The organism is Flavobacterium humi, assembly GCF_004745595.1.
In the GTDB taxonomy this organism is placed as follows: domain Bacteria; phylum Bacteroidota; class Bacteroidia; order Flavobacteriales; family Flavobacteriaceae; genus Flavobacterium; species Flavobacterium humi.
In genome coordinates this window covers 330504-356721 of the sequence record NZ_SRLH01000004.1, presented here as the reverse complement: position 1 = coordinate 356721, position 26218 = coordinate 330504, and the positions used below count along the sequence as shown (strand labels likewise).

At 41.9% G+C, this 26218-nt stretch carries 28 protein-coding genes; 14 read left to right on the top strand and 14 right to left on the bottom strand.

Features of this window, described 5'->3' with window-relative positions; all coding sequences use genetic code 11:
- Positions 1-8: 8 nt before the first annotated feature.
- The 3 genes from rplI to rpsF all read right to left on the bottom strand — a co-directional run bounded on the left by rplI (position 9) and on the right by rpsF (position 1165).
- Positions 9-452 (bottom strand): 50S ribosomal protein L9, encoded by a 444-nt coding sequence (gene rplI, locus E4635_RS09255; RefSeq protein ID WP_135526353.1) that lies wholly within the window; start codon positions 450-452, stop codon positions 9-11.
- Between the two features lie 69 nt (positions 453-521).
- Positions 522-818: a 30S ribosomal protein S18 gene (rpsR, locus tag E4635_RS09250; protein ID WP_135526352.1), complete on the bottom strand. Its 297-nt coding sequence runs from the start codon at positions 816-818 to the stop codon at positions 522-524.
- Positions 819-823: 5 nt separating this feature from the next.
- Positions 824-1165, bottom strand: a complete 342-nt coding sequence (rpsF, locus tag E4635_RS09245; protein WP_135526351.1) for a 30S ribosomal protein S6 — start codon at positions 1163-1165, stop codon at positions 824-826.
- A 170-nt stretch (positions 1166-1335) separates the two neighbouring features.
- Between rpsF and E4635_RS09240 the strand changes: the two genes are divergently transcribed.
- Positions 1336-2028, top strand: coding sequence for a LytR/AlgR family response regulator transcription factor (locus tag E4635_RS09240; RefSeq protein ID WP_135526350.1), 693 nt, complete (start codon positions 1336-1338; stop codon positions 2026-2028).
- Here the strand turns inward: E4635_RS09240 and priA are convergent.
- The 4 genes from priA to nadC form a co-directional block, all read right to left on the bottom strand.
- A complete protein-coding gene (priA, locus tag E4635_RS09235) occupies positions 2025-4475 on the bottom strand; it encodes a replication restart helicase PriA (RefSeq protein ID WP_135526349.1) in 2451 nt (816 codons plus the stop codon). The genes E4635_RS09240 and priA overlap by 4 nt on opposite strands.
- Before the next feature lie 12 nt (positions 4476-4487).
- Entirely contained in the window at positions 4488-4910 is a 423-nt protein-coding gene (locus E4635_RS09230; protein ID WP_135526348.1) for a DUF2147 domain-containing protein, read from the bottom strand.
- 3 nt (positions 4911-4913) lie between these two features.
- Positions 4914-5861 carry a YihY/virulence factor BrkB family protein gene (locus E4635_RS09225; protein ID WP_135526347.1) on the bottom strand — a complete coding sequence of 316 codons (948 nt, stop codon included), beginning with the start codon at positions 5859-5861 and terminating at the stop codon, positions 4914-4916.
- A gap of 150 nt (positions 5862-6011) precedes the next feature.
- On the bottom strand, positions 6012-6869 hold the full coding sequence (nadC, locus tag E4635_RS09220; RefSeq protein ID WP_135526346.1) for a carboxylating nicotinate-nucleotide diphosphorylase: 858 nt from the start codon (positions 6867-6869) through the stop codon (positions 6012-6014).
- 1128 nt (positions 6870-7997) lie between these two features.
- Here nadC and E4635_RS09215 point away from each other — a divergent pair.
- The 4 genes from E4635_RS09215 (at position 7998) to E4635_RS09200 (ending at position 11233) form a co-directional block, all read left to right on the top strand.
- Positions 7998-8561, top strand: a complete 564-nt coding sequence (locus tag E4635_RS09215) for a GNAT family N-acetyltransferase (RefSeq protein WP_135526345.1) — start codon at positions 7998-8000, stop codon at positions 8559-8561.
- Between the two features lie 83 nt (positions 8562-8644).
- Positions 8645-9508, top strand: coding sequence for an AraC family transcriptional regulator (locus E4635_RS09210; RefSeq protein WP_135526344.1), 864 nt, complete (start codon positions 8645-8647; stop codon positions 9506-9508).
- An 83-nt stretch (positions 9509-9591) separates the two neighbouring features.
- The gene (locus tag E4635_RS09205; RefSeq protein WP_135526343.1) at positions 9592-10188 is read left to right on the top strand and encodes a short chain dehydrogenase; all 597 of its coding nucleotides are present in this window, start codon (positions 9592-9594) and stop codon (positions 10186-10188) included.
- Between the two features lie 13 nt (positions 10189-10201).
- On the top strand, positions 10202-11233 hold the full coding sequence (locus tag E4635_RS09200) for an NAD(P)/FAD-dependent oxidoreductase (protein ID WP_135526342.1): 1032 nt from the start codon (positions 10202-10204) through the stop codon (positions 11231-11233).
- Positions 11234-11581: 348 nt separating this feature from the next.
- Here E4635_RS09200 and E4635_RS09195 read toward each other — a convergent pair whose 3' ends face one another.
- The gene (locus tag E4635_RS09195) at positions 11582-12565 is read right to left on the bottom strand and encodes a GlxA family transcriptional regulator (RefSeq protein ID WP_135526341.1); all 984 of its coding nucleotides are present in this window, start codon (positions 12563-12565) and stop codon (positions 11582-11584) included.
- A 140-nt stretch (positions 12566-12705) separates the two neighbouring features.
- Here E4635_RS09195 and E4635_RS09190 point away from each other — a divergent pair, with 140 nt between their 5' ends.
- Both E4635_RS09190 and E4635_RS09185 read left to right on the top strand, forming a co-directional pair.
- Positions 12706-13185, top strand: a complete 480-nt coding sequence (locus E4635_RS09190; protein ID WP_135526340.1) for a DinB family protein — start codon at positions 12706-12708, stop codon at positions 13183-13185.
- A gap of 17 nt (positions 13186-13202) precedes the next feature.
- On the top strand, positions 13203-13688 hold the full coding sequence (locus tag E4635_RS09185) for an SRPBCC family protein (protein WP_135526339.1): 486 nt from the start codon (positions 13203-13205) through the stop codon (positions 13686-13688).
- 71 nt (positions 13689-13759) lie between these two features.
- Here E4635_RS09185 and E4635_RS09180 read toward each other — a convergent pair whose 3' ends face one another.
- Entirely contained in the window at positions 13760-14818 is a 1059-nt protein-coding gene (locus E4635_RS09180) for an NAD(P)-dependent alcohol dehydrogenase (protein ID WP_135526338.1), read from the bottom strand.
- 165 nt (positions 14819-14983) lie between these two features.
- Here E4635_RS09180 and E4635_RS09175 point away from each other — a divergent pair, with 165 nt between their 5' ends.
- From E4635_RS09175 to E4635_RS09155, 5 genes are all read left to right on the top strand, one after another.
- Positions 14984-15493: a hypothetical protein gene (locus E4635_RS09175; RefSeq protein ID WP_135526337.1), complete on the top strand. Its 510-nt coding sequence runs from the start codon at positions 14984-14986 to the stop codon at positions 15491-15493.
- 66 nt (positions 15494-15559) lie between these two features.
- Positions 15560-15883, top strand: coding sequence for a DUF4180 domain-containing protein (locus E4635_RS09170; RefSeq protein ID WP_246020737.1), 324 nt, complete (start codon positions 15560-15562; stop codon positions 15881-15883).
- A 74-nt stretch (positions 15884-15957) separates the two neighbouring features.
- Positions 15958-16431 (top strand): 23S rRNA (pseudouridine(1915)-N(3))-methyltransferase RlmH, encoded by a 474-nt coding sequence (gene rlmH / locus E4635_RS09165; protein WP_135526335.1) that lies wholly within the window; start codon positions 15958-15960, stop codon positions 16429-16431.
- Positions 16432-16463: 32 nt separating this feature from the next.
- Positions 16464-17354 (top strand): glycosyltransferase family 2 protein, encoded by an 891-nt coding sequence (locus tag E4635_RS09160; protein WP_135526334.1) that lies wholly within the window; start codon positions 16464-16466, stop codon positions 17352-17354.
- Complete coding sequence (locus E4635_RS09155; RefSeq protein WP_135526333.1) at positions 17355-18299, top strand: glycosyltransferase family 2 protein; 945 nt, start codon at positions 17355-17357, stop codon at positions 18297-18299.
- On the opposite strand, the gene E4635_RS09150 is transcribed toward E4635_RS09155, so the two are convergent.
- Both E4635_RS09150 and E4635_RS09145 read right to left on the bottom strand, forming a co-directional pair.
- Entirely contained in the window at positions 18296-18688 is a 393-nt protein-coding gene (locus tag E4635_RS09150; protein ID WP_135526332.1) for a sugar 3,4-ketoisomerase, read from the bottom strand. The genes E4635_RS09155 and E4635_RS09150 overlap by 4 nt on opposite strands.
- A 4-nt stretch (positions 18689-18692) precedes the next feature.
- Positions 18693-19766: a glycosyltransferase gene (locus tag E4635_RS09145; RefSeq protein WP_169630233.1), complete on the bottom strand. Its 1074-nt coding sequence runs from the start codon at positions 19764-19766 to the stop codon at positions 18693-18695.
- 67 nt (positions 19767-19833) lie between these two features.
- On the opposite strand from E4635_RS09145, the gene E4635_RS09140 reads away from it, so the two are divergent.
- Positions 19834-20973, top strand: coding sequence for a glycosyltransferase (locus tag E4635_RS09140; RefSeq protein ID WP_135526330.1), 1140 nt, complete (start codon positions 19834-19836; stop codon positions 20971-20973).
- On the opposite strand, the gene E4635_RS09135 is transcribed toward E4635_RS09140, so the two are convergent.
- From E4635_RS09135 to E4635_RS09125, 3 genes are read right to left on the bottom strand one after another with little or no spacing between them, the layout of a single operon-like run.
- Positions 20966-22243: an O-antigen translocase gene (locus E4635_RS09135; RefSeq protein ID WP_135526329.1), complete on the bottom strand. Its 1278-nt coding sequence runs from the start codon at positions 22241-22243 to the stop codon at positions 20966-20968. The genes E4635_RS09140 and E4635_RS09135 overlap by 8 nt on opposite strands.
- The gene (locus E4635_RS09130) at positions 22244-23341 is read right to left on the bottom strand and encodes a DegT/DnrJ/EryC1/StrS family aminotransferase (RefSeq protein ID WP_135526328.1); all 1098 of its coding nucleotides are present in this window, start codon (positions 23339-23341) and stop codon (positions 22244-22246) included.
- On the bottom strand, positions 23338-24315 hold the full coding sequence (locus E4635_RS09125) for a GNAT family N-acetyltransferase (protein ID WP_135526327.1): 978 nt from the start codon (positions 24313-24315) through the stop codon (positions 23338-23340). Before E4635_RS09125 ends, E4635_RS09130 begins: the two co-directional genes overlap by 4 nt.
- A 109-nt stretch (positions 24316-24424) precedes the next feature.
- On the opposite strand from E4635_RS09125, the gene E4635_RS09120 reads away from it, so the two are divergent.
- Entirely contained in the window at positions 24425-26215 is a 1791-nt protein-coding gene (locus tag E4635_RS09120; protein WP_135526326.1) for a T9SS type B sorting domain-containing protein, read from the top strand.
- Positions 26216-26218 lie beyond the last annotated feature (3 nt).

The window sequence follows — 26218 nt, the reverse complement described above, 5'->3', positions numbered from 1 at the left end:
GTTGAAAATTATGCTTGCTCAGCAACGATTTCGTAAGGTAAGTCTACAATTACATCACGGTGCAAACGAACAGAAGCAGAATATTTTCCAGTTCTTTTCACGATACCTGAAGTGATGAATTTTTTGTCGATAGCCTGACCGTTTTTCTCTAAAACTTCAGCGATATCAGCATTTGTTACAGAACCAAATAGTTTTTCACCACCTGCTTTTGCAGTAATTTTGATATCCAACGCTTTTAAAGCTTCTGCTACCGCTTTTGCATCAGCAACTACTTTAGCTTCTTTGTGCGCTTTTTGTTTTAAGTTTTCAGCTAAAACTTTTTTAGCAGATGGAGTAGCCAAAATAGCAAATCCCTGAGGAATTAAGAAGTTACGACCGTAACCTGGTTTAACAGATACCACATCGTCTTTAAATCCTAAATTTTGAACGTCTTGTTTTAAAATAAGTTCCATGTTGTTGTCCTTTGTATTTTTTAGAAGTTAGCTCCGACGTTAACGAAGCAACAACTGTTATTTAATAAATTATTTTAGTAAATCCGCCACATATGGCATTAAAGCTAAGTGACGAGCTCTTTTTACAGCTACAGACACTTTTCTTTGGTATTTCAAAGATGTACCCGTTAAACGACGAGGTAAGATTTTACCTTGCTCATTTACGAATTTCAATAAGAAATCAGCATCTTTATAATCGATATATTTGATACCTGATTTTTTAAAACGGCAATATTTTTTCGTTTTGTTAGTATCAATGTTCAAAGGCGTTAAATATCTGATATCCCCGTCTTTTTTTCCTGAAGCAGATTGTTGTAATGTTGACATGATGATTACGCTTTAGTTGCTTTTAATTTTGTTCTTCTTCTTTCAGCCCAAGAGATAGCATGTTTGTCTAAACTTACAGTCAAGAAACGCATTACACGCTCGTCACGTCTAAATTCAGTTTCAAAACCAATTAACACTTCACCTGGAACGGTAAATTCAAATAAATGGTAAAAACCACTTTTCTTGTTTTGAATTTCGTAAGCCATTTTTTTCAAGCCCCAATCCTCTTTGGATACCATCGTAGCACCTTTTGAAGTTAAGTAATCTTCAAATTTGCTTACTGTTTCCTTTACCTGTTGTTCAGATAAAACGGGATTCAAGATGAAAACAGTTTCATAATGATTCATAATAATAAATTTTATTTGTTAAAAATATGGGTGCAAAAGTAATCCTTTTATTTGAATACACAAACTCAAATACTAATTAATCGATGAAATTTAATATTTTGGCAAAAAAAATTTGGTACTTAAATAAAAAAAAGTTATTTTTATCACACCAATCTATTAAATTGACGCTTATGAAGTTGAACTGTATCGTTGTTGATGATAGCTCTATCCAAAGAATTTTGGTAACAAAATTAGTAGATGCTCATCCCAACCTATCTTTAGTCGGCGAATTTTCAAATGCCGTTGAGACTAAAAATTGTTTAGCCACGAAACAAGTTGATTTGTTATTTTTAGACATCGAAATGCCTGTAATTAACGGATTTAACCTACTTGACGGACTAAAAGACAAACCCCAAATCATTTTCATCACCGCAAAAGCCGAATATGCCGTAAAAGCTTTTGACTATGATGCCACTGATTACCTGCAAAAACCTATTACAAAAGAGCGTTTTACTGCAGCGATAAAGCGCGCCATGGATATGTACCAGCTTCGCAAAGACAACCTGGAGGAAGAAGGAGAACATATCTTCATTAAAAGCAACCTGAAAAAACTTAAGATTTATACCTCAAAAATAAAATGGATCGAAGCCTATGGCGACTATGTAAAAATCGTTACGGAAGATGACAGTCATTTAGTGCTTTCCACCATGAAGTCATTTGAAAAAGACCTGTCAAAGGAAAAATTCATCCGTGTCCATAAGTCATTCATTATCAATATAGATAAGATTGAGAAGTTTAACAGTAAATTTGCTGAAATCGGCGTTACCAAAATCCCGTTGAGCCGCAACAAAAAAGAAGATTTGGTCAAAGCTCTGGATTCTTAATAAAAATCAACATTCACCGCCACCTTAACGGCCCTGAATTGTGAAACAGCCTCAAAACTATTCAATATCTTTTGGATAGTTTTTTTTGTGCCCGCCAATGACTTTTCCTGCGGGATTTTTATCAGTATGGTCCTGATGAATTCGTTTCGTATGCGGCCTACCGGAGGTTCTTCCGGGCCTAAAACGGGAATGTCGAATTGCTGTTTCAATACCTGGTACAACCATTGGGAACTTTCTTTTAATTTCTCAAAGTCCTTATGCTTCAGCGTTAGCTTAATCAATTTATAATAAGGAGGATAGAAATATATTTTCCGTTCGTACAACTGCTCCTTATACATCGACTGGTAATCATTATTGGTTACCTGCTGGATGGTATTGTGATCCGGGTTATACGTCTGGATAATTACTTTTCCTTTCCTGTCCGAACGTCCTGCCCGACCGGAAACCTGTGTCATCATCTGGTAACTGCGTTCAAAAGCGCGGAAATCCGGAAAATAAAGCATGGAATCAGCATTGAGGATCCCTACTAGGGAAACATTATCAAAGTCCAATCCTTTAGCCAGCATCTGGGTTCCTACCAATATATCTATCTCCCGGTTCTTGAAACTGTCAATTAGTTTCTCGAAAGCATATTTGCCTCGGGTCGTATCCTGGTCCATACGGGCTATTTCTTTTTCCGGAAAAAGTGCTTTGAGTTCCAATTCGATTTGCTCGGTGCCGAAGCCTTTTGACGTAAGGTCGATACTGGAGCAGGCATGGCAACTGTTTGGTTTTGCCATACTATACCCGCAATAATGGCAACGCAGCTGGTTTTTGTATTTATGGTACGTGAGGCTCACATCGCATTGCGCGCATTGGGGAACGTGCCCGCAAGTCATGCATTCGATAACGGGCGAATAACCCCGCCTGTTTTGAAATAAAATAACCTGTTCGCCATTGGACAAGGCTTCGGCGATAGCTTCAATTAAGGACAGGCTAAAGTGGCCGTTCATCTTTTTACGGAAATAACTATCCTTCAGGTCAACAAGTTGGATGTCTGGAAGGACGGCATTCCCAAAACGGCGGTGCAGTTCTACCAACCCATATTTTCCACTGCAAGCATTAAAATAGGTTTCAATACTTGGGGTGGCCGAGCCTAATAAAACCTTCGCTTTATGGAAATTAGCCAGCACAATAGCCGCATCCCGGGCATGGTAGCGCGGTGCAGGATCTGTTTGCTTGAAGGTGGCTTCGTGTTCTTCATCAATAACAATGAAACTCAGGCTCCGGAAAGGCAAAAACAATGCCGAGCGTGCGCCGATCACAATCTGGGCCTTTTCGGAACAGTTCAAGACCTGGTTCCAGACCTCAACGCGTTCGTTATTGTTGTATTTAGAATGGAAGACAGCAACTTTATTACCAAAATATTGTGTCAGCCGTGATACCAGTTGCGTAGTCAGGGCAATTTCAGGCAAAAGGTACAGGATTTGCTTTTCTTGCTTTAGGAAATCTTCAATAAGCCGAATATAGACTTCTGTTTTTCCCGAAGCCGTGACACCGTGCAGCAGGCATACTTCCTTTTGCGTGAAAACCGACTCTATTTCCTGGAAAGCCTGGGTTTGGGATTCATTAAGCCGTACCGCTTCTTTTTCGGAATCAGCAAAAGAAACCCGGTCTTCCTGGATATAATATTCTTCAAATATTTCTTTGTCTATCAAGGCTTTGATAACTGCAGGCGTAGTTCCTGAAAATTCCGAGAGCTTTTTTACCGAGACCGGTTTTCTTTCGGAAGCCTGCAATTGGAAATAAGCCAAAACCACTTCCTTTTGCTTTTGGGCATTTTTAAGGATCAGGAGCAATTCTTCCAGTTTTTCATTGGAATTGAATTCCGGGAACAACCGGATGTAGCGCACCAGTTTGGGTTTATACTCCTCTACCATTTCCTCCTGGAGCGAAATCGCATTCTTTGCCAATAAGGACTGGATTACCTGGAACACATTCTTCTTGCCTAAAATGACAGCTACTTCCTGCATTTTGAGGGAGCTCTGCTGGCTGAGTGCTTCGAGGATCAGGTATTCATCATCCGAAAGCGATGCTTCACCAACTATATAAGACTTGACGGCGGAAATGACTGTTTCGCTCTCCAGCATCAGGGCTGAAGGCAAAGCGCTCCGGAAGACTTCTCCTATGGTACACATATAATAGGAAGCGATCCATTCCCAGTGCCGGAGCTGGATTTCGGTTACAATGGGCTTTTCATCAATGATCTGATGGATTTCCCTTGCTTCGTATAAGGAAGGTTCGTTGTGGTGCAATTGGGCGGCCAGCCCTGTGTAGAATTTACTTTTGCCAAAAGGAACCGCAATCCTCATCCCGGGTTTCAGGTAGTGGAATTCAGCTTCGGAAACCCTGTATGTAAAGGTTTGAGGTAAAGCGATGGGCAAAATGACTTCTACAAAGAACGGCATCAGGAATCCTTATTATTTAACGCGCAACCATGTCTGGGAACGGCCAATTAAGGAAAAACCAACATAACCGCGAACCTCAAGCTTGTCTTTTCCGTTCAACTTGATGATGCATTTGTATAGCGTCCCGGATTCCGGGTCCAATATCTTACCGCCGTTGTATTCGTCGTCGTCTTTAGAAAGTCCTTTGATGATTGTCAGGCCTAAAATAGGTTTGTTCTTATCTTCTCCTGTACATTTTAAACAGGTACTGTTGCGTTTGGCCGGATTGAGGAGTTCTACGATCTTACCATAGATCTTACCATCTTTTTCATAAATCTCAATAATGGATTTAGGTTGTCCGGTAGCATCATCAATGGTTTTCCATTTGCCTAAAACAGTTTGGGCGTTGAGTTGGATGCTTCCCAAAAAAAGCATCAGTAAAACAAGTTTCTTCATAAATTATAGATGAGGGTTTTTAGTAGGATGGTGCTTGAGCCTGTAGATTGAAGCATCAAGTTCGAAACCCAGCAGCAGCACCATACAATTGATCCAAAGATAGAACATAACAATCAATAAAGTTCCTATCGAACCGTACAATTCGTTGTATTTTGAGAACTTCACAACCCAAATACCAAAGAAATAGGAAGATACGATAATCAGGATTGTGGTAAAAACCGTCCCGACGGAAATAAAAGCACGCTTTTTCGTTTGCCGTATCCCGAATTTGAATAGGATGGCCGTGGATAACAGGATCATGATGACCAGGAAAATATACCTGCCGAACTCAATTAGGGAAATCTTGTCCGAAATACGGCTGGAAAGCACATCCTGTATGATTGTCTTTTGGATGAATACTTCAAATACAACGATGGTTGCTACGGTAATAAGCAAGTTGAAGGTAAGCAGCAGCGAAATGAAAAGCGCTACGAAATACTGCCTGAAATAGGCCCTCTTCTCTACGATATGATGGGAGGTTTCAAAGCCGCTCATAACCGCATTTACGCCGTTTGTCATTAAAAAAACGGAAAGGATGACCCCTGTAGACAATAAGCCTGAGTGACTATTGTGCAGGATATCATTGATAATGTTCGCTATGGCATCAAAAGTGGTGGGCGGTACGTTTTCCTGGACAAAACCGAGGAAGTCTTCCTGGAAATTCTCAATAGGGATATATGGGATAAGGTTTAAGATGAACAGTGCAAAAGGGAACAATGCCATAAAGAAACTAAAGGCAATGGCAGCTGCCCTGTAGGCTATGGCACCACGGACTATCCCATCGATATAAAACTCGATCAGGTCGTACAAAGAGACTCCGGCAAGCCTGGGCAACTTGATATTCTGCAGGATAACCACCAGCTGTCGTACCAATGGGATTTTTCTTAGTATATCCTCTATTTCTTTACTCATATTCAGTTTCAGTTTTCAATTTTCAGGTTACGGATTTCAGATGATGGGTTTTAGATTGCAGAGGACAGGTTTGATGGTATCTATTTCTTGAATCTGAAATTCTGAAATTTGTAAGCTGTCATCTGGAGCCTGCCATCTGTAGCCTGTTGCCTAAAATGCTTTCAAACTCAGGTCCATATTGTATACGGAGTGGGTCAAGGCGCCGGAAGAGATGTAGTCAACTCCGCATTGCGCATAATCCCTTATGGTTTTCTCATTGATATTGCCTGAAGATTCCGTAAGGCACCGGGTACCGATCATGGCTACGGCCTTGCGGGTATCCTCGAAATTGAAATTATCGATCAGGATGCGGTAAACGCCTTCGGATTGCAGGATTTCCTCAATCTCGGCAAGGTTCCTGGCTTCTACAATAATCTTTAAATCCAGGTTGTGCGCGGCCAGGTATTGTTTTGTTTTGGCTATAGCCAAAGTGATGCCTCCTGCAAAATCGATATGGTTGTCTTTGAGCATTACCATATCGTACAGGGCAAAACGGTGGTTTTCGCCTCCACCTATCTTTACTGCCCATTTTTCGGCAGCACGGAAGCCGGGAGTTGTTTTGCGGGTATCGAGCACTTTGGTATGGGTGCCTTCAAGCAAATCGACATAATGCCTGGTTTTAGTCGCAATGGCGCTCATGCGCTGCATAGAATTAAGCACAAGGCGCTCTGCCTTAAGGATGGACTGTGAACTGCCCGACACGTGGAATACGACATCTCCGTGACGGACTTTTTCCCCGTCCCGGATGAAGGTTTCCACCTTTAAACCGGGATCAACTTCCTGGAAAACCATAGCGGCAAAGGCCACACCGGCAATGATGCCTTCGTCTTTGACCAAAAGTTTGGCCCTTCCCTGCTCTGTATCCGGGATGCAGGCCAGTGAGCTGTAATCACCGGGACCGATGTCTTCCCGAATGCCATTTTGTATAATAGAACGTAATTCCTCCTGAAATTGTGCTTCTGAAATCATGCTGTTAATTTATAATGCTAAAATAAGATATATTTTGGAATCGGGGCATATTGTTAAAATGATAATGGGAGTATTTTAACATTTTTTAGCGGGAAGCCAGGTCAATTGGGCGATTGAGTAGGATATGCCGCAATGGCACAGAAGGTGTTTTGGGAGTGGGTTGCAGGGATGTTGCACTCTAGCTGCACTCTAACTGCACTCTGACTGCACTCTAAGTGCACTCTAGAGAAATGGGATTTGGGGTGATTTTTACTTTTGTCTTGATGAAAATCAAGCCTGTAAAAACTATCCATAATCTTGTCATGTTGACGAAGGAAACATCTTCGTTATATTTTCTTCTTTTGTCTTGACACAAACCGAAGCATGAGGTTCAGTGAACACCGATGAAAAATAAATTTACAGTGAACTAAAAGAAAAAAAAGGTCAAGTCTTACATTCTCGGCGGTCAGATACGTCTTGCATCCTAAAAGAAATGAACTCGCTTCGCTCAGACAGCATCTCTTTTTACGGATACTTCGACTTTCTGACACTCGCCTGCGAATGCTAGGACGATAAGGAGGACTTGGAAAGATTGTAGATTCCTCCTGAGTTGGAATGACAAACGTTCGGATGAAATATTGCGCATAAAGTAAATCCGTAATCTTGTCATGTTGACGAAGGAAACATCTTCGTCAGATTTTCTTCTTTTGCCTTGACACAAACCGAAGCATGAGGTTCAACCTGATATTCGTTTCATTTGTGGCAAAAATGATTTAAATTATTTTTTTGTCACAAAAGTTGTGGCAATTTTTTCGTGTTGAATTATTTTGCCACAAAAACTGTGGCAAAATTATTTGGGATTGTTTTTTTGCCACAAAAAAATACTAACAGTAGTTTTACTTGAAAAGATTCCGACGAAGGAGGGCACGAGGGTTTACCCGAACAGGCGAAGCAATGACAAAGGTTGCGCAATCTTGTCATTCCGACGCAGGAGGGCACGAGCATAGCGAACTGACGAAGTAAATCTCTGCTTTATGCCTTCTTTACAATATCTTGTTTTCTCTTTGTTCTTTGCTCTTTGCTCTTGTTTCTTTCCTCTTAAAAAACAACTCCTTTTCGTATATTTGAACATCCAACAAAACCCAACCCATGAACCTGATACACATTGAAACTCCCAGGCTGCGGCTCACGGGTATTTCCCATGAGGAGATGGCGTATATCTTTGAGAACTTCCCAAAACCGGAAATCAAAAAGATATTGGGGCATCGTTCTGAAGAGGAATACCAAAAAGAGGAAACCAAGCACAAAAACGGATATTCCAGCTATAACAGGCGCTTTAAGATGTTTTTGCTTGCGGATAAAGAGACTGGCACAATTATCGGGCGCTGCGGGCTCCATAACTGGAATCCGGACCACAGCCGTGCGGAAATAGGGTATATCATGGAAGACGAAGCCTATAAAGGAAAAGGGTTAATGACCGAAGCACTTGGCGCGGTACTGGAATATGGCTTCAATACCCTAAACCTGAACCGGATCGAGGCGCTTGTGGGCAGCAACAATACTCCTTCCCTGAAACTGATGGAGAAATACGGTTTTACAAAGGAAGGTGTTATGAAACAGCATTATTACATTGGTGGCCAATATGAGGATTCTGTCGTGTTTGCGAAGCTTTATGAAGAGTATGCTAAAGAGGATAACGGCATACTGCAATAATAGCTATTTTAGTATTATTTTAATACCGCCGGCGGAGTCTTCTTTTGTATATTTGATCCTATAAAAAACAGGCCAAAGTCATCATGAAACACATTCCCGTACGGCACATGCATTCCGACCAAAAAGAACCTCATCTTCTGGAAAGTTTCAGCATCCGGGATATTGGAACCTTGCTCGGCGGGAAAAATATGGTCCAGGAACTGCACAGGCATGATTATTTTTATGTGCTGGTACTGCAAAAAGGGGCAGGTTTCCATGAAATTGATTTCGTCCCTTATAAAATCTGCGATAATTCTGTTTTTTTCATGCGGCCAGGACATGTCCACCAGCTTTCCCTTGAAGCAGGGAGCCAGGGATTCCTCCTGCAGTTCAAGGCTGATTTTTATTATCCGAATGACAAAACATCGGCCCAATTGCTCAGGAAGGCAAGCCATAAAAACTTCTGCCGTATTGAAGCCGGGATATTCAACAGGCTATCCGGCCAGCTGCAGGCTATTTTTAAAGAATACACAGGCCGCCTGGAAGGATACCAGGAAGTCATCAAAGCGAACCTAAGTATTTTTTTCATCGAGCTTGTGCGTGGCAGGCAATACCAGCAAGGCTCCCCGCAGGAAACCAACAGCTATACTGAAGAACGTTTTGACGAATTTGCAGCACTTTTGGAAACCCATATCGCCACCCACAAACAAGTATCGCAATATGCCGAGATGCTGCACCTTTCGGTCTACCAGCTCAATGCCATTACTAAAAACACTGTGGGCAAAACCTGTTCGGAACTCATTACAGAAGCCATCATCCTTGAGTCCAAAAGATACCTTCTGGCTACTTCAAACCAGGTAAACCAAATAGCCTGGCACCTGGGTTACGAGGATGTTTCTTACTATATCCGCTTCTTCAAAAAACATACCGGGCATTCTCCCGAGGCTTTCAGGCATAATTTCAAATAAGTCCTATTCAATTCCGTTTTTGTCCTATCCTTTGCTTTTGGCCCGGGCGTATTTTTGCCCTATCATTTTAAATTATCCAACACATGAAAATAATTATCGTAGGAGCAACAGGAACCATGGGGAAATATTTGGCCAACGCATGGGAAAAAGAACACGAAGTCATAAGAGTGGGTTCAAGCAGTGGAGATTTCCAGGTAGATACAACTTCTTCGGAATCTATAGAAAAACTATTCAACCAGGTGGGTCCCTTTGATGCTTTAGTATGTACCGCAGGCCCAACACATGTCGGCCCCTGGAAAACAATGACCGGCAAAGAATTCAAAAAAGGCCTTGAAGGGAAGCTGATGGGACAAGTCAATTTAGTGCTCATTGGGCAGCATTACATCAACCCTAAAGGTTCGTTTACACTAATCACGGGCGCTTTGGCACAGGAACCCGTGTTAAACTTCGCCAATGCCTCTGCTGCCAACGGAGCTGTGGAATCCTTTGTACGGGCGGCTGCCATCGAACTGGGAAATGGCATCAGGATTAATGCCGTAAGCCCTACCGTTATTGAAGATTCTCCCCAATATTTCCCTTTCTTCCCAGGAGATATCCCCGTAACGATGCAACAGTTGGAATATGGCTTCCGCAAAAGCGTATTCGGGGCAAATACCGGAAAAGTCATCAAACCCTATTGATCTTCAAAGGTCAATGAAAATACCTGATCGGATCACCGTATCCTCCAGGCGCAGGTTTATCAGGCAAAGCGGTGCATTGTTCGCTGCTTTTGCTTTCCCTTTCCGCCTCATCGAATATTTAAAATCCAATCCTATGGAAACACACACGCATTTTGACATCATCATTGTTGGCGGGAGCTACTCAGGGCTTGCGGCCGGAATGGCTTTGGGCAGGTCCTTACGGAAAGTCCTTATTATAGACAGCAACAAACCCTGCAACAGGCAAACTCCTTATTCTCATAACTTTATCACTCAGGATGGGAAACCGCCCGCGGAAATTGCAGCAACAGCCAGGCAGCAGGTAGAAAAATACGATACGGTCCATTTTTTCAGCGGGCTGGCCACCAGCGGTTCCAAAACCAGCGACGGGTTTGAGATCGGGGTGGCATCGGGGGAAACATTCCACGCCAAAAAAGTAATTTTCGCCACAGGGATACACGATATCATGCCGGATATTGAAGGCTATGCTGAGTGTTGGGGAATATCTGTGCTGCACTGCCCCTATTGCCACGGTTATGAAGTCCGGAATGAAAAAACAGGCATTCTGGCCAACGGGGACCAAGGGTTCGAATTCACCGCCCTGATTTCAAACTGGACCAAAGACCTTACCCTTTTTACCAACGGAAAATCTACCTTAACAAAACAGCAGGCCGCTACCCTTGCCAAGCGCAACATCCGTGTAAACGAGGACATTATAGACCGGCTGGAACACAACAACGGGCATCTTACACACATCGTTTTCAAAAGCGGCACAATTGCCCCCATGACAGCACTCTACGCCCACAGTACTTTCGAGCAGCATTGCCATATCCCTGAAACGTTGGGATGCGAGATCACAAGCGAAGGGTATATCAAAACCGACCCTCTCCAAAAAACCAGCATCCCCGGAATTTATGCCTGCGGTGACAACACCACAAAACTTCGTACCGTGTCTAACGCCGTAGCTATGGGCACCTTTGCCGGCATGGTAGCCAATAAAGAAATGGTACTGGAAGGATTTAAATAGAAAAAATACCCGGTAGTTACAGCTATCGGGTTTACAAACTACTCACTGATGTAAATGCTTATTACGCTGATGTAATTGTATTTTTCATGATGTAATTGTCTATTACACTGATGTAAATGCCTATTATGCTGATGTAATTGATTATTACACTGATGTAAATGCTTATTGCACTGATGTAATTGCTTATTACACTGATGTAATTACCTATTTTGCTGATGTAATTGTTTATTGCACTTCTGTGAAAGCACATTTCCCTTCTCGCATTGCTTATTTTCCTTCTCACATCCCCTATTGCACCTAACACCTGAGACTGAAAACTGAAACTGAAAACTGAAACTGAAACTGAAACTACACCACCGCCTCCTTATTGTATTTCCCTTTATATTCAATGGGCGACATCCCGGTAATTTTCCGGAATACCTCCCGGAACGCCTTCACATCCGAATAACCTACCTCATACATCACCTCGTTAATGGTTTTGCGGCTGGTTTCCAGGGCTTTTTTAGCCGATTCGATTTTGACCCGCTGCGAGTACTCCACCGGTGTATTCCCTGTAGCTTTGATGAACCGCCTGTCAAAATTCCGCCGGCCCACCGCAAATTTATCCGCCAGGTACTCTATGGATATCTTTTCCTGCAGGTTACTTTCAATATACGACTGCGCCTGCTGCACCATTTCGTCCCCGTGTTGTTTCTGCCCCGTAAATATCACATAAGGCGACTGGCTGTTCCGGTCCATTTCGATCTGGAAGATTTTAGAACAGTAAATGGCCGTTTGCCTGTCGTAATATTTCTCGATCAGGTACAGGATCAGGTTCAAAAATGAAAAGGCCCCGCCATTGGTATAGATGCCATTCTCATCGGTAATCAGCAAATCGGTTTGTAATTTCACATTCGGGAACATACTCCTGAAGGTCTCTGCCGCCGCCCAGTGTGTCGAGCAATGCTTTCCATCCAACAACCCCGAAGAAGCCAGCAGGAATGTCCCCGTGCACATGGTAGCCACCTCGGCACCCAGCTTATATTGCCTGGCGATCCAGTCTGTCATAGGTTTGTTCAGGCGCAGGGATTCCTCATAATTGTGGTTGTTCAGTGCCGAAACAATAATAAGGTCGGTTCTCCCGATTGCGGCAATATCCGTGTGGGGTTTAACGGTAAAGAGGCCTTCATAAAACGCCACTTCTTTTGAAATGCCCGCCAGCTGGATCTGGAAGAGGTCTTTCCCATGGATTTCTTTCCAATAGGCATTGGCTTTGATAAAAACCTTATACGTGCAGATAATGCTGCTCAGTTTGCTTTGTCCGTCGGGAACTAATATCGTAAGGTGTTGCATGGTGTTTGTTTTTACCAAAGATACGAAGTCCTCCTGTCTAAATCAACCCGCTAGAATGTCTTTTTAACACCCTCTTAGTTGCTGTTAAAAAAAGTAAATTTGTATAGTATCAAAAACATTTCACTTAAAACAACTTAACAATGAATGCAAATCAAACAATGGTTAAAATGATATTGGACAGGTGGCACGCCATGCTGGGACAATTTGAAACAGCCCTTAATTCCTTAAGCGATGAACAATTGCAACATGAGATTTCCCCGGGGAAAAACAGAGGCATTTACCTTCTGGGGCACCTTATTGCCGTGCATGACGACATGATTGCAAAGCTCGATTTCGGAAAGGCATTATATCCGGAACTGGAAGCTCCTTTTATTACATCGCCCGATAAGGCCGTAGCCGAACTTCCTTCCGCAGCATCCTTAAGGGCAAAATGGACCGAGCTCCATACGTTATTGAACGGAAAAATAAACAGCCTGCAGCCGGAGGAATGGTTCCAGAAACATACGGTGGTTTCTGCCGAAGATTTTGCCAAAGAACCGCACCGTAACAAGCTGAATATCGTCAATACACGTACAAACCACCTCTCGTACCATTTGGGGCAATTCATACTGATACAGTAACCATCAAAAAATAAGCCATGACAACAACCGATTTTACAACTACACTGCTCGTAGACCAAAGCCCTGAAGCCGTATTTGATGCCGTGACCAACGTACGCGGATGGTGGTCGGAAGAAATTGAAGGCGGAACCGCCCGCCTTAATGATGTTTTTGATTATCATTTTGAAGACGTACACCGCAGCCGGATCAAGTTGACAGAAGTTATTCCCGGCAAAAAGGTAGTTTGGGAAATCCTGGAGAATTACTTTAAGTTTACCCATGACAAGAGCGAATGGACCGGTACCAAGGTTATTTTTGATATTGAAGAGAAAGACGGCAAAACATCCCTGCGTATGACACATGCGGGGTTGACCCCTGAATACGAATGCTTTGCTATTTGCCAAAATGCCTGGACGAATTATATCCAGAACAGCCTGCGCAGCCTGATTACTACCGGTAAAGGAATGCCGAACGCTTCCGGGAAACCGCAAACGGAAAACGAAAGGAAACTCTCAGGGAAATAACCGTTATGGAAAGAAAAAGCAGCTTTGGCTATTATGGCTAAAGCTGCTTTTTTATTATACGGTATTGCTTGCTATTTTTTCAAGGAAGCCATATCAATGACAAACCGGTAACGCACATCGCTTTTGAGCATTCTCTCATAGGCTTCGTTGATGTTTTGCATAGGGATGACTTCTACTTCCGATACAATATTATGCTGCCCGCAGAAATCAAGCAGTTCCTGTGTTTCGGCAATACCGCCAATAACGGAACCTGCCACTGATTTTCTTCCCAATATCATAGGAACAGTATTTAAAATAGGTTCCAATCCTCCTAAATAGCCCACCAGGACCAAAGTACCGCTAATGTTCAGGGTCCCAACATACGGGTTGACATCATGGACATAAGGAACCGTGTCAATAATCAGGTCGAATTTCCCTTTTACACTATTCATCTGGCTTTCATCAGTAGAAATAATAACGGCATCAGCACCTAGATTAAAAGCGTCTTTTTCTTTTCCGGGTGTGCGGGAAAAAAGGGTAACTTCTGCCCCCAAACCTTTGGCAAGCTTGATTCCCATATGCCCCAATCCGCCGAGGCCTACAACTGCCACTTTACTTCCTTTGCCTACTTTCCAGTGGCGTAGCGGGGACCAGGTCGTGATTCCCGCGCAAAGCAACGGAGCTGTGCCGGCCAAGTCAAGGTTAGCAGGTACTTTCAGCACAAAATGTTCGTCTACAACGACTTTTTCGGAATATCCTCCGAAGGTTGTCCCGCCTAAATGTTTGTCTTTCCCGTTGTATGTCCCGGTAAATCCGTTCAGGCAATACTGTTCCAGGTCCTGTTTGCAGCTATCGCAAGTGCGGCAGGAATCCACCAGACAGCCTACTGCGGCAAAATCCCCTGCTTTTACTTTGGTTACGCCACTGCCCACACGGGTTACCTTCCCTACGATCTCATGCCCGGGAACTGCCGGGTAAACGGTGCCGCCCCAGTCATTCCTTGCCGTATGCAGGTCCGAATGGCAAACACCGCAAAAGAGGATTTCAATTTCGATATCGTGTGCCGTAATATCACGGCGGGTAATGGTCATTTCCTCCAACTGGGCGTCAGGAGCTTTGGTACCGTAAGCTTTTACATTTGTTGTTTCCATATTGTGTTGTTTATAATAAGTATTGTTTCACTTCAGATAAAGGCATATAAAGATAAAAATTTTAAGGATAGGAAAAAAAATAAGCCCATATGATTATGCCATTGCAGCCCGAACTTCTTTTGTATATTTGATTTGCGGGAAACCAAAATTATAACCAGCAGGCAAATGATATTAAAAACCGGGCATACCAACAATTATTTTTGGATTGAAACATCTTCCAACTATAAAACAATTAATGAATTTCTTTCCGGTTTTTCGAAGTTTATCTTACATAAAAATCTTGCTATCGTTTCATTTGATAGCGATTCTTTTATTCCAACGGAAGGTGAAAAAAAACGGGGCTGGAGATATAAAAACGAAATCGCTTATTTTGACAACATCAATGCCAAAGAGCTTGAAGGTCCTATTTTTGACATTTATGACCAATGGTTTCTTTTTGATTATCCTACAGAAATAAATGAAATCCCAATATTTGTAAATTATTTGGGTTTTTCTATAGACGGAAATACAATCAACAATAATCCTTTTGCCATACATGATCTTAATTGCTTTTGGGAAACTATTGCCCGTGTGAAACCTTCCTGTTTCCTGTTATGTGGCGATAATTTTACATATGGCAGTACTTCGGCTATTGAAATAAACGAAATAGAAAAAGCCTGGCATCCTTCTTTATAATAAACCCAACAACCAACGATCAAATAGCAGATGACAATTATAACGCACCAAAATAACAATACAAAAATGGCAGAAGTCATTTCTGAAAATACCGTAATTGGCTCTATCGAAGACGGCCTGGATATTTTGGGCGACCTTTATTACCAAGGTTTTGACGCGATAATCCTTTACGAAAAAAATATCACCCCGCTCTTTTTCGACTTAAAAAACAGGATGGCCGGTGAGATCCTTCAAAAATTTTCCAATTACCGCATGCGTTTGTCTATTATTGGGGATTATGGCAAATATGAGCGTAAAAGCGTGCAGGATTTTATTTTCGAAAGCAACAAAACAGGTCATGTCACTTTTGTAAATACTTTGCAGGAAGCCCTGAACCGGTTTTCGGCATAACCAAACAACTGAAGGAAAAGGAAACCGTATCTTTTTGAAAAGCTTTGTACCTTTGCCTTTCATAACGGCTAAAAATGAACATCAAATTAATCGCCATAGGCAAAACCGACAACAAAAGCCTGCAGACACTCATTGATGATTACACCAAACGATTGTCTTTTTATATCAAGTTTGAGCTGGAGATTATTCCTGACATCAAAAATGTAAAAAACCTGTCTGAAAACCAGCAGAAGGAAAAAGAAGGCGAACTCATCCTGTCCAGGCTTACTCCTACCGACCAATTGATCTTGTTGGATGAAAACGGCAAAACCTTTTCCAGTGTGGGCTTTTCGGAAGAACTCCAGAAAAAAATGAATTCCGGGATCAAGACATTGGTTTTTGTAATTGGCGGGCCGTATGGCTTTAGCGAAGAAGTGTACAAAAAAGCTTTCGGGAAGATCTCGCTCTCGCCAATGACCTTTTCCCATCAAATGGTCAGGCTGTTTTTTATCGAACAATTGTACCGTGGGTTCACAATTTTAAGAAATGAACCGTATCATCATCAATAGAATTGCTATATTTGGTTTTTTAAAGACCCAGGATGCTTTCCATATTAATCCCTACATATAATTACAGCGCGCTGCCATTGGTTTCCATACTGTGGGAACAGGCTATGGAAAACGGGGTGCCTTTTGAGATCATTGTCCTGGACGATGGTTCTTCCGATACTTCGTTATGGGAGGAAAATGCAAAAATAAATACATTGCCCAATTGCCGTTTTGAAAGGAATGAAGCTAATTTGGGCCGGGCCGAAACCCGAAACAAACTGGCGCAGGTTTCGCGATATGATTGGTGCCTTTTCTTGGATTCGGATGTTATCCCTGTCACAAAAGACTATGTAAAGACCTATATCGACTTTATCGGAAAAGAATACGATGCAATTATCGGAGGCATCCGCTATGAGGATAAAACGGCTGACAGCTCCAAGATACTCCGCTACAAATACGGGAAATCAAGAGAAGAAAACAAAGCCGACCTCCGCAAACAAAATCCGTACAGTTTTATCTTTTCGGGGAATATCCTAATCCGGAAAGCCGTTTTTGTAGCCCATAATTATTCTTCGCTGGGGAATTTCTACGGCCTTGATATTTATTTCGCCTACCAATTGTATATGGACAATGTCCCGGTGCTCCATATTGATAATGAAATATACCACCTGGGATTGGAGGACAATGAGGTTTTTTTCAGGAAATCGCTCGATTCGCTCGATTCGAGGATAAAATTATTGGGGAACAAACCCAATATAGACGAAATCAATTCGCTTTTGAAACATTACAATATCTTACGCAAAAGAAAACTGGACAGGCTGATTGCTTCCTTGTTCAGGTTGTCGGAACCTGTTTTGAAAAAGCTGATTTTAAACCGGAACCCGAATTTGTTGTCTTTCGATCTGTACAGATTGGGATATATTTGTACTATTAAACCAATTTAAATGGCCTTCATTTCCGTTATAATCCCTCTTTACAATAAGGAAAACTATATTGCGCAGACTATCCGGAGTATTTTGGACCAGGATGATAAAGATTATGAGATCATCATTGTAGATGATTGCTCTACAGATAAAAGTTTTTCGATTGCTTCTTCTTATCAAAACGAGGCCATTCGGCTGATCCGGCATACGGAAAACAAAGGCCTGTCGGCGGCAAGGAATACCGGGATCAGGGCCAGCGGGTCCGCCTATGTTACTTTTTTGGATGCCGATGACGTATGGAAACCTTTTTTCCTGTCGGAAATCCGTAGTTTGATTGCTTCTTTTCCCGAAGCAGGGATTTATGGCACCAATTATGAAGAAGTATACCAAAACGGCTTGAAACTCCCTATCCGGAAAACGACCGTTGCTTTATCGGGCAACCAAACAGGAATTATCCGTGATTTTTATTCCGCCAACATCCAGCAGCCTATTTATTGTTATTCTTCGGTCGCTTTTAAAAAGATCGTTTTCGACGTGGCAGGTTTTTTTGATGAGACTATCAATTTCGGGGAAGATATCGATTTCAACATCCGGGCCAATTTCAGTTACACCTTGGCGTATTCTAACAGGATTGGTGCTTCGTATACGGTTTTTTCGGAAAACCAGATTACAACATCTTCCATCGCCAACAAAACAATTACTGATTTTGACAAATACGAGCATTACAAACAAACCCGGCCGGAAGTAAAAAAATACCTCGATTTTAAACGCTATACCGTGGCCATGCAGTATAAAATGGCCGGTGAAAAAGAAAAGTATGCTTCGATGAAAAGTAGCATAAGCCCCGGAAGCCTAACCTTCAAACAACGGATTTTGCTTCAATTGCCTGTATTCCTGACCAGGATGGTAAAACAATTCAAACAGTTTTTGCTCCGCAGGGGAATAAAAGTGACCAGTTATAATTAACGTAAGTAGTCAAGGAATTCGTCGAAATCCCGGATGTAATCGGTTTCGTCATATATTTCGGAGGCCATTACCAGGCACACCGCTCCGGAAGAAAAATTCTCAAGTTCCCGCCAAATGTTCGATTTGATAAGCAATCCCTTATCCGGTTTATTGAGTGTCACAGTCCGCTTTTCCTTTCCGTCATGGAGTACCACGTCGAAACTTCCGGAAATGGCAATCAGTACCTGCTGGAGGTTTTTATGGGAATGCCCGCCGCGTACGGCAGAACTGGGTATGTCAAAAAGATAGTAGACCCTTTTTATGGCAAAGGGGATGATCTCGTTTTCAATTACCGCTATATTGCCTAAGCTGTTTTCAATCTTGGGAATCTGTATAAGCTCAATATTCATAGGGCTAACTTACATTAATTTTAAGATATTCCAACCATTGTTTCCCTATATTTTCCAACGAAAATTTCCGGATGCTTTCCCGGGCGTTTCCTTTGCAATAGTGGTATAATTTTTCATCTTCGACAAAAAGATCTATGGCTTGGGTTAACTGTGAAACGTTTTGGTTTTCAACAAGAAGGCCGTTTTCTTTGTGGGTTATCATTTCGGAAGGCCCGGAAAGGCAATCAAAAGAAACCACAGGGGTACCGCAGGCTAACGACTCAAGGATGACGTTCGGCATTCCTTCAAATTTGCTTGACAATACAAAGAATTTAGCGTTTTTATAGTATTGAAACGGATTCTTGACATGCCCGTAAAATAAGACCATCGATTCCAGTTGCAATGCTGCAGCCCGGTTTTCCAATGCTTTTCTTTGTTTTCCGTCTCCTAAAACGATTAATTTTATATTATGGGAAGGCAAAACGGAATTCGAGTAGGCTTCCATTAATTTGTCAAACTGCTTCACATTGTCGTTCATCCTTCCGGCGCAGACAATGTACTGAAAATCAATACCCGGTTCTTCACGGGACTGCAAATCCACAACATCAATGGCAATAGGATTGTAAATCGTGTTTACTTTTTTGAAACCATATACCGCCTGGACATTTTCCCTGATTTTCTCGGTATTGGCGACTATCCCGAAAGCACCATTATGGATCCTTTGGGCCAGCCATTTGCTTTTGGGAAAATAAAATTTTAGGAAATAGCTCCTTACCGTATAAATTTTAGGGGTTTTATACACCCATTTTGAAATGATCCATTCCTGGTAAAAATTGTTTTTCACCCTGAAATCGATGATATAATCGAAATTATTGTGTTGGATATATTTTTTGAAAGTAAAAAACCGCTTCCATTTGTTTGCCACGGAATTCGATTCGTTTTTGAGTTTGCCCAGGTTCAGCAATTCGCCGGAATAATCATAAACTACACTGTCCAAAACGATTACATGGTGTATTTCGATTCCTTTGCTCACAAAAAAATGGGACAGTAAAGCGGCCACGCGCTCGGCTCCTCCCGTTGACAAACATTCACTAACCAAACAAATTTTATATTTTTTTTGTGCTATCGCCACAGAAGTACTATTTTTAAATCAAATATAAGCATTAATGAGAATATTACTGGTTGGCGAATACAGCAGATTGCACAATTCTTTAAAAGAAGGGCTCATTTCGTTACAGCATGAGGTAACTATCGTAAGCAGTGGAGATGGTTTTAAAAACTACCCTTCCGATTATTCCATTGATGCAAAATGGTCTAAAAAACCGGCCTTGAATATTTTCAGGCAACTCATTTACAGGTTTTTCCGTTATGATTTTGCCGCATTGGAACGGGGCCTTCGTTTCTTTTTCTTATTACCCAAATTCAAGGATTTTGATGTCGTGCAGCTCATCAATGAAGCACCTGTAAAAACCAATCCCGCGCTGGAACTGTATCTATTAAAAAGGATAAAAAAGCAAAACCATAAGCTCTATCTCTTGTCCTGCGGTACCAGCTACCTGAATTTGACTTTCCTGATGGCCCGAAAACCACTGAAATCAATCTTGACGCCTTATTTTGAAGACAAAAGCCTGCACTCTAAATACCGTTATATTTTTGATTATTTGACCAAAGGGCATATCCGCCTGCATGATTTTATATACGAAAACTGCCAGGGGATCATCGCTTCCGATTTTGACTATGTGCTTCCGCTGCAGGGAGATAAAAAGTTTATCGGCCTGATCCCTAATCCTGTAAATTGGACTAAACTAGGGTATAAAAAACCGGAAACAAATACTGGAATCGTTATTTTTTTAGGGATTAACCAATGGAACTACCATCAGAAGGGCATCCGGTATTTTGAAGAAGCCCTACAGCTCATCAAGGCAAAATATCCGGGAAAAGTTACCGTTATCATTGCCCAAAACACTCCGTATAACGATTATATAGAGATGTATGACAAAGCCCATATCCTGCTTGACCAGGTGTATGCCTATGACCAGGGTTACAATGCCCTTGAAGCCATGGCAAAAGGCAAGGTTGTTTTTACCGGGGCTGAAAAAGAATTTTCCGAGTATTATAAACTGACTGAAAAAGTGGCCATAAATGCTATTCCTGATGTAGCCTACCTGGTCAAAGAGCTTTCTTTCCTAATAGAAAACCCGGAGGAAATTTCAGCCATAAGCACAAGAGCCAGGGCATTTATAGAAAAAGAACACGATTATGTAAAAATAGCGGAAAAATATATTGAGGCATGGAACGCTAACTAAAGAGGTTTTTCCTGAAATAAATCCCTAAAACTATCAAATACGCAAAATAAGTAAAGGCATGGGCCATCACTACGCCTTCAACACCAAAAACATTGACAAAATAAAAACTGGATAAAAGCTGGATTGACAACGACAGGATTTCAGTCACAATAAATGCTTTGGTCATTTTTTTGGCAAAAAACTGCAAGGCCAGGATCCAGGAAACCGATTTGAGGAAATCACCCGCAAGCTGCCAGAAAAACAAATCTGAAACAGGTTCAAAATCACGGCTGAAAAGGATTTTTATGATCAGCCCTCTACAACAATACACCACAAGCAGCCCTACGGCAAAAAGAGGCAACACATTTTTATAAAAATCCCAAATAACTGATTTTGTTTCGGTATGGTCTTTTGCAACTACTAATTTAGGGTAATAATACACTGTAAGCAAAGTGTTTACAAACAACAGGTAATAGGTCGAAATCCTGTAAACCGCTTCCCAAAAACCCGCTTCTTTTAAACCGATGGTGTCAATAACATGGTTCCGGATCATTAAAAGCACCAAAGGCCCCAAAATCCCGGACACCATTGCCATGATAAGATAGTGCGACAAATTCTTGAAAATACCCAAATCAAAAATCCTGAAATTTAGGGATTGTTTTAACGAAATCTCTCCTGAAATGAAATAGAGGCTCACAAAAAACAATAAGGAAGGAGTAATAATAATGGCCAGCAATGCACCGGGCACCATTAGTTTCCAAACAAAAAACAACGTGACCAGCAAACCGATAATATTCCCTAAAATATTGATGTATATTACTTTAGTGAATTTTCCCAATCCGTTGATGATGGCTACCAAATACAAAGAAGCAATATAAAAAGGAAGGGTTACTGCTGTAATTTTGAAAACATAGGCATAGTGCAACTGGCTGCCGAAAATCTTTTGGTTCCAATACTCTGCTAAAAAGAAAAGAACGCATCCTATGGCCAGCGTTACCACCAGCAAACTGATAAAAAGCGTGGAAACAATCCTTTTCAATCCCGGTTCCTGCTTGTCATTTTCAGCCACATACTTTACGATCCCGTTTTGAAACCCTAAAGAAGAAACGCTTTCTACCGAAGTTAGAAAATTCCGAAGGTTACCTACCAGGGCCATACCGCCCGGCCCGATAAAAACTGCCAGGACTTTTGAGGTGACCAGCCCGATGGCGATCTTAACCAAAACGCTTATGCCGTTTAAAGACGTGACTTTAAACAATGTGGAAGATTGTATTTTTTTAAATAATTCCAATTAATATTTATTTAAAACTGAAATGACACTATCTACTTCATCCTTTGTCATTACAGGGCTTATAGGCAAGCTTAACACTTCATTGTGGATTTTCTCGGTGATTGGGAACGAAAGGTCTTTCCATTGCTGTAATGCTTTTTGCTTGTGCGGCGCAACCGGGTAATGAATCATGGTCTGGATGCCGTTTTCCGATAAATACTTTTGAAGATCATTTCTGTTTTGGGTCCGGATGACAAACAAATGGAAAACATGGTTTGCGGAAAAATCCCATTGTGGCAAAAGGATCTTTGCATTCTTGATTTCGGATGCATACCGCTTTGCAACAGCTCTCCTTTTTTCATTATCGGAATCCAAATGCGGCAGTTTCACACGTAAAAAAGCGGCCTGGAGCTCATCCAATCTGGAGTTTACACCAATAAAATCGTTGTAATATTTTACTGCGGAGCCATAATTATGTAGGGAATGGATCATTTTTGCCAATTCCTGATCGTTAGTGGTTACCGCGCCGGCATCACCCAAAGCGCCCAGGTTTTTCCCTGGATAAAAGCTAAAACCCGCTGCGTGGCTCAGGTTCCCGGCTTTTTTTCCATCAATAACCGCCCCATGCGTTTGTGCTGCGTCTTCAATGACCAATAAGCCGTTTTTATGGGCTATTTCGGCAATGTCTTCCATTTCAGCCAATTGCCCATAAAGATGAACGGCCAGGATGGCTTTTGTTTTCGGGGTTATTTTTTGCTGGATCAAATCAGGATCAATATTGAAGGTTTCCCATTTTGGCTCTACCAAAACCGGAATAAGATCAGCTTGTAAAATAGCTAAAATACTGGCAATGTAAGTATTGGCCGGGACAATTACCTCATCCCCTTTTTGCAGCTTGCCCAATTCGAGGCAGGCTTTGAAGATCAGCACCAAAGCATCGAGCCCGTTGCCCACGCCAATGCAATATTTGGTGCCGCAGTAAGCCGCAAAATCATCTTCAAACGCTTTGACTTCATTGCCCAAAATATACCAGCCGCTGTCAAGCATCCCTTTCAGTTTTTGCTGAAAAGCATCTTCATAAAGCTTGTTGATTTTATGTAAATCTAAAAATGGAATCATAGGATTATTGTTTCCAAGAGATGGAAATTAGAGGTTGTTACTTCGTAAAAATCCTGCACCATTGTACCGGCTCCAAAACTTTCCTTCCAGAAAGAAAGTCCGTTATTGAGTTTTTTTCCCTGGTTTTCATTGGAAATGCCAAAATCAAAAAACAGCTTTTTTTCAAAAACGGCACACAGCAAATGATGGAATAAGAAGTCCAGGCTTCCTAATTCATTTTTATTTTCGCCGGCTGAAATATATTGCATATGGGCTACCTGGCTACTTTCAAAAACAGTGGCGCCGGCTACGATTTCCTGGCCGGAATAAACGTTGAACTGCCGGATGTTTTTAGGAAACCTGGAATGCAGCAATTGGATTTCCTCCAGGGAATGTACCGGTTTTGCCTTGTGTTTTTTGTCCAGGTTCGGAAGCAAGATATGCTGCCAGAAAGCCTCAAAATCTGTGGTTTCCTTGATGGTCAAATTCTTTTTAGCTCCTTTGTTTACGCCTTCCATCCTTCCTTTGGAAATGGAAAATCCTTTGTTCATGTCTATGACGGCGAGCGAATCGCGCCGGGTTAATTTGGCTTCTGCCAAAAACAATGCATACAACAATTCCTCCGCCGGTTTTTGATGGTAAATGCCCGGAATGGTCTTGCAATGGAGTTTTGGAAAACCGTTTTCATGCAAAAACCGCAGCACTTCGGAAAAAACCGCAATAACGGCCGCCAGCTTAAGATTTTCTTTATAGACCAGGCCTCCGTACGTGAGGCCCTGGTGGGAATGGATTTCATTTCCAGACGTATTGGCCGGGAGTAATCCTACCAGTTTGCCTTCTTTAAAAACCAGTAGCGAATAATCCGTAAACCTGTCATTGTGGTATTCCATGAAGTCACGGTGGAATAAAAATGTAGCGTTTTTGGCTTCTTCTATAAAAGCATTCCAAACAGCGTAATCTTTTGTCTCATATTGTCTTACCGAAAACTCTTTCACATGGCTTGTTTTAACACTCGAAAAGTACACATTTTTTACAAAACATTGAGTATTTTTATAAGCTGGAAAACTAAAAACTGTATCTTTATCTTTAGACATTCTTCCAAAAATGAATAAAAAATTACTTTTCCTGTTTATTTTTTTCTTTTTGGGCCTTGCTTCGGTAGTGAGCCAGAATGTTTCCCTGTACAGCCAATTTAATGGAAGATATGATTTCGCATTCATCGGAAATACATTAAACACCAACGAAAACGGGACCGGCGCGCCTTGTACCATCACTACTTCTTCCTCGGCTACCGTAAACCTGAATCCTTCCGATATGGTCGAAGCGGCTTATTTGTACTGGGCAGGTTCCGGGACAGGGGATTTTGATGTAAAACTCAATGATGTGGCCATAACCGCAACAAGGCAGTTTAGTGTTATCCAGCCAACTTCGCAGCGTCCTTTTTTTAGTGCTTTTGCCGATATCACTACTCAGGTACAAACCTCCGGAAACGGGAATTACACTCTTTCCGAACTGGATTTGACCAATGTCATTGCACAATATTGCCCAAACGGCACCAATTTTGGCGGCTGGGCCATAATCATTGTATACAAAAATGCGGCGCTGCCCCTGAACCAGCTGAATATTTACGATGGGCTTCAATTTGTGCCGGATGCGATCAATATTACGCTCGACAGTTTAAACGTTATTGACAATGAGGATGCAAAAATAGGTTTTGTGGCCTGGGAAGGAGACCGCAGTATTGCCGAAAACGAATCTTTGAGGATTAACGGCAACCTGATAAGCAACCCGCCGTTGAATCCTTCTGACAATGCCTTCAACGGGACAAATAGTTTTACGGGCTCTTCCGTGTTATACAATATGGACCTGGATGTTTACAATATCCAGAACAATATTCAGATTGGAGATGAGAGCGCTTCAATCCAGCTAACATCGGACCGCGATTTTGTCATGATAAACGCTATTGTGACCAAATTGAACAGCCAACTCCCCGATGCTACTGTTGCCATTGAAAACATAGCCCAGGAATGCAATACAAGAAGATTGACGATACAATATTCCATCCGGAACTTCAATGCCACCGATTTTCTTCCGAGTGGGACTTTTACCACTATTTATGCTGACGGAATTGCTGTAGGCGTTGTCCAGACTACAGAAGATATTCCTATAGGCGAAACCCGGAATTATGAAACTACGGTAATTATCCCGGCTTCTGTTGCGCCTGTTTTCGATTTGCAGTTTATTGTGGATAATGAGAACGGGGTGGCCCATGTGACGGAAACCAATGAAAACAACAATACATTTACCCAAGAGGTAGCTTTATGGCTTTCGCCCGAAATCAATGCCCCGCAAAACGTAACGGCTTGCAACGAAGGCAATACACGAGGGACTTTCGATTTTTCGTTACAAACAGGAGCGATTCCAATAAACCCGGGCGATACAGTGCTTTTTTTTGAAAACAACCAGGATGCCGTTCTTTCCCAGAACCCTATTATAAACACTACCAATTACCTGGCACAGGCAACACCAAAAACAATTTACGTAAGGATTGAAAACGAGCATTGCTTTACGATAACCCATTTTGAACTGGTAGCTATCCCCTGCCCTCCAACAGTTTACAATTATTTCACCCCTAATGGGGACGGTTTAAACGATTCTTTTTTTGTAGAAGGATTACGGGATGTTTTCTTGCATTTTGAGCTATCGATATACAATCGTTGGGGTTCTTTGGTTTGGGAAGGGAACAACAACACAGAAGATTGGGATGGGAAATCGAACCAGCCGGCTATTCTTTTTCATGGCAATCTGCCGGAAGGCACCTATTTTTATGTGTTGTACCTGAACGAACCCGGTTATCCGTCGCCGCTTACAGGCTGGGTTTTTATGAACCGGTAATTT

Excerpts from the sequence above, each read along its gene's own strand:
- rplI (WP_135526353.1), bottom strand. The coding sequence starts at position 452 with ATGGAACTTATTTTAAAACAAGACGTTCAAAATTTAGGATTTAAAGAC.
- rpsR (WP_135526352.1), bottom strand. The coding sequence starts at position 818 with ATGTCAACATTACAACAATCTGCTTCAGGAAAAAAAGACGGGGATATC.
- rpsF (WP_135526351.1), bottom strand. The coding sequence starts at position 1,165 with ATGAATCATTATGAAACTGTTTTCATCTTGAATCCCGTTTTATCTGAA.
- E4635_RS09240 (WP_135526350.1), top strand. The coding sequence starts at position 1,336 with ATGAAGTTGAACTGTATCGTTGTTGATGATAGCTCTATCCAAAGAATT.
- priA (WP_135526349.1), bottom strand. The coding sequence starts at position 4,475 with ATGCCGTTCTTTGTAGAAGTCATTTTGCCCATCGCTTTACCTCAAACC.
- E4635_RS09230 (WP_135526348.1), bottom strand. The coding sequence starts at position 4,910 with ATGAAGAAACTTGTTTTACTGATGCTTTTTTTGGGAAGCATCCAACTC.
- E4635_RS09225 (WP_135526347.1), bottom strand. The coding sequence starts at position 5,861 with ATGAGTAAAGAAATAGAGGATATACTAAGAAAAATCCCATTGGTACGA.
- nadC (WP_135526346.1), bottom strand. The coding sequence starts at position 6,869 with ATGATTTCAGAAGCACAATTTCAGGAGGAATTACGTTCTATTATACAA.
- E4635_RS09215 (WP_135526345.1), top strand. The coding sequence starts at position 7,998 with ATGAACCTGATACACATTGAAACTCCCAGGCTGCGGCTCACGGGTATT.
- E4635_RS09210 (WP_135526344.1), top strand. The coding sequence starts at position 8,645 with ATGAAACACATTCCCGTACGGCACATGCATTCCGACCAAAAAGAACCT.
- E4635_RS09205 (WP_135526343.1), top strand. The coding sequence starts at position 9,592 with ATGAAAATAATTATCGTAGGAGCAACAGGAACCATGGGGAAATATTTG.
- E4635_RS09200 (WP_135526342.1), top strand. The coding sequence starts at position 10,202 with ATGAAAATACCTGATCGGATCACCGTATCCTCCAGGCGCAGGTTTATC.
- E4635_RS09195 (WP_135526341.1), bottom strand. The coding sequence starts at position 12,565 with ATGCAACACCTTACGATATTAGTTCCCGACGGACAAAGCAAACTGAGC.
- E4635_RS09190 (WP_135526340.1), top strand. The coding sequence starts at position 12,706 with ATGAATGCAAATCAAACAATGGTTAAAATGATATTGGACAGGTGGCAC.
- E4635_RS09185 (WP_135526339.1), top strand. The coding sequence starts at position 13,203 with ATGACAACAACCGATTTTACAACTACACTGCTCGTAGACCAAAGCCCT.
- E4635_RS09180 (WP_135526338.1), bottom strand. The coding sequence starts at position 14,818 with ATGGAAACAACAAATGTAAAAGCTTACGGTACCAAAGCTCCTGACGCC.
- E4635_RS09175 (WP_135526337.1), top strand. The coding sequence starts at position 14,984 with ATGATATTAAAAACCGGGCATACCAACAATTATTTTTGGATTGAAACA.
- E4635_RS09170 (WP_246020737.1), top strand. The coding sequence starts at position 15,560 with ATGGCAGAAGTCATTTCTGAAAATACCGTAATTGGCTCTATCGAAGAC.
- rlmH (WP_135526335.1), top strand. The coding sequence starts at position 15,958 with ATGAACATCAAATTAATCGCCATAGGCAAAACCGACAACAAAAGCCTG.
- E4635_RS09160 (WP_135526334.1), top strand. The coding sequence starts at position 16,464 with ATGCTTTCCATATTAATCCCTACATATAATTACAGCGCGCTGCCATTG.
- E4635_RS09155 (WP_135526333.1), top strand. The coding sequence starts at position 17,355 with ATGGCCTTCATTTCCGTTATAATCCCTCTTTACAATAAGGAAAACTAT.
- E4635_RS09150 (WP_135526332.1), bottom strand. The coding sequence starts at position 18,688 with ATGAATATTGAGCTTATACAGATTCCCAAGATTGAAAACAGCTTAGGC.
- E4635_RS09140 (WP_135526330.1), top strand. The coding sequence starts at position 19,834 with ATGAGAATATTACTGGTTGGCGAATACAGCAGATTGCACAATTCTTTA.
- E4635_RS09130 (WP_135526328.1), bottom strand. The coding sequence starts at position 23,341 with ATGATTCCATTTTTAGATTTACATAAAATCAACAAGCTTTATGAAGAT.
- E4635_RS09120 (WP_135526326.1), top strand. The coding sequence starts at position 24,425 with ATGAATAAAAAATTACTTTTCCTGTTTATTTTTTTCTTTTTGGGCCTT.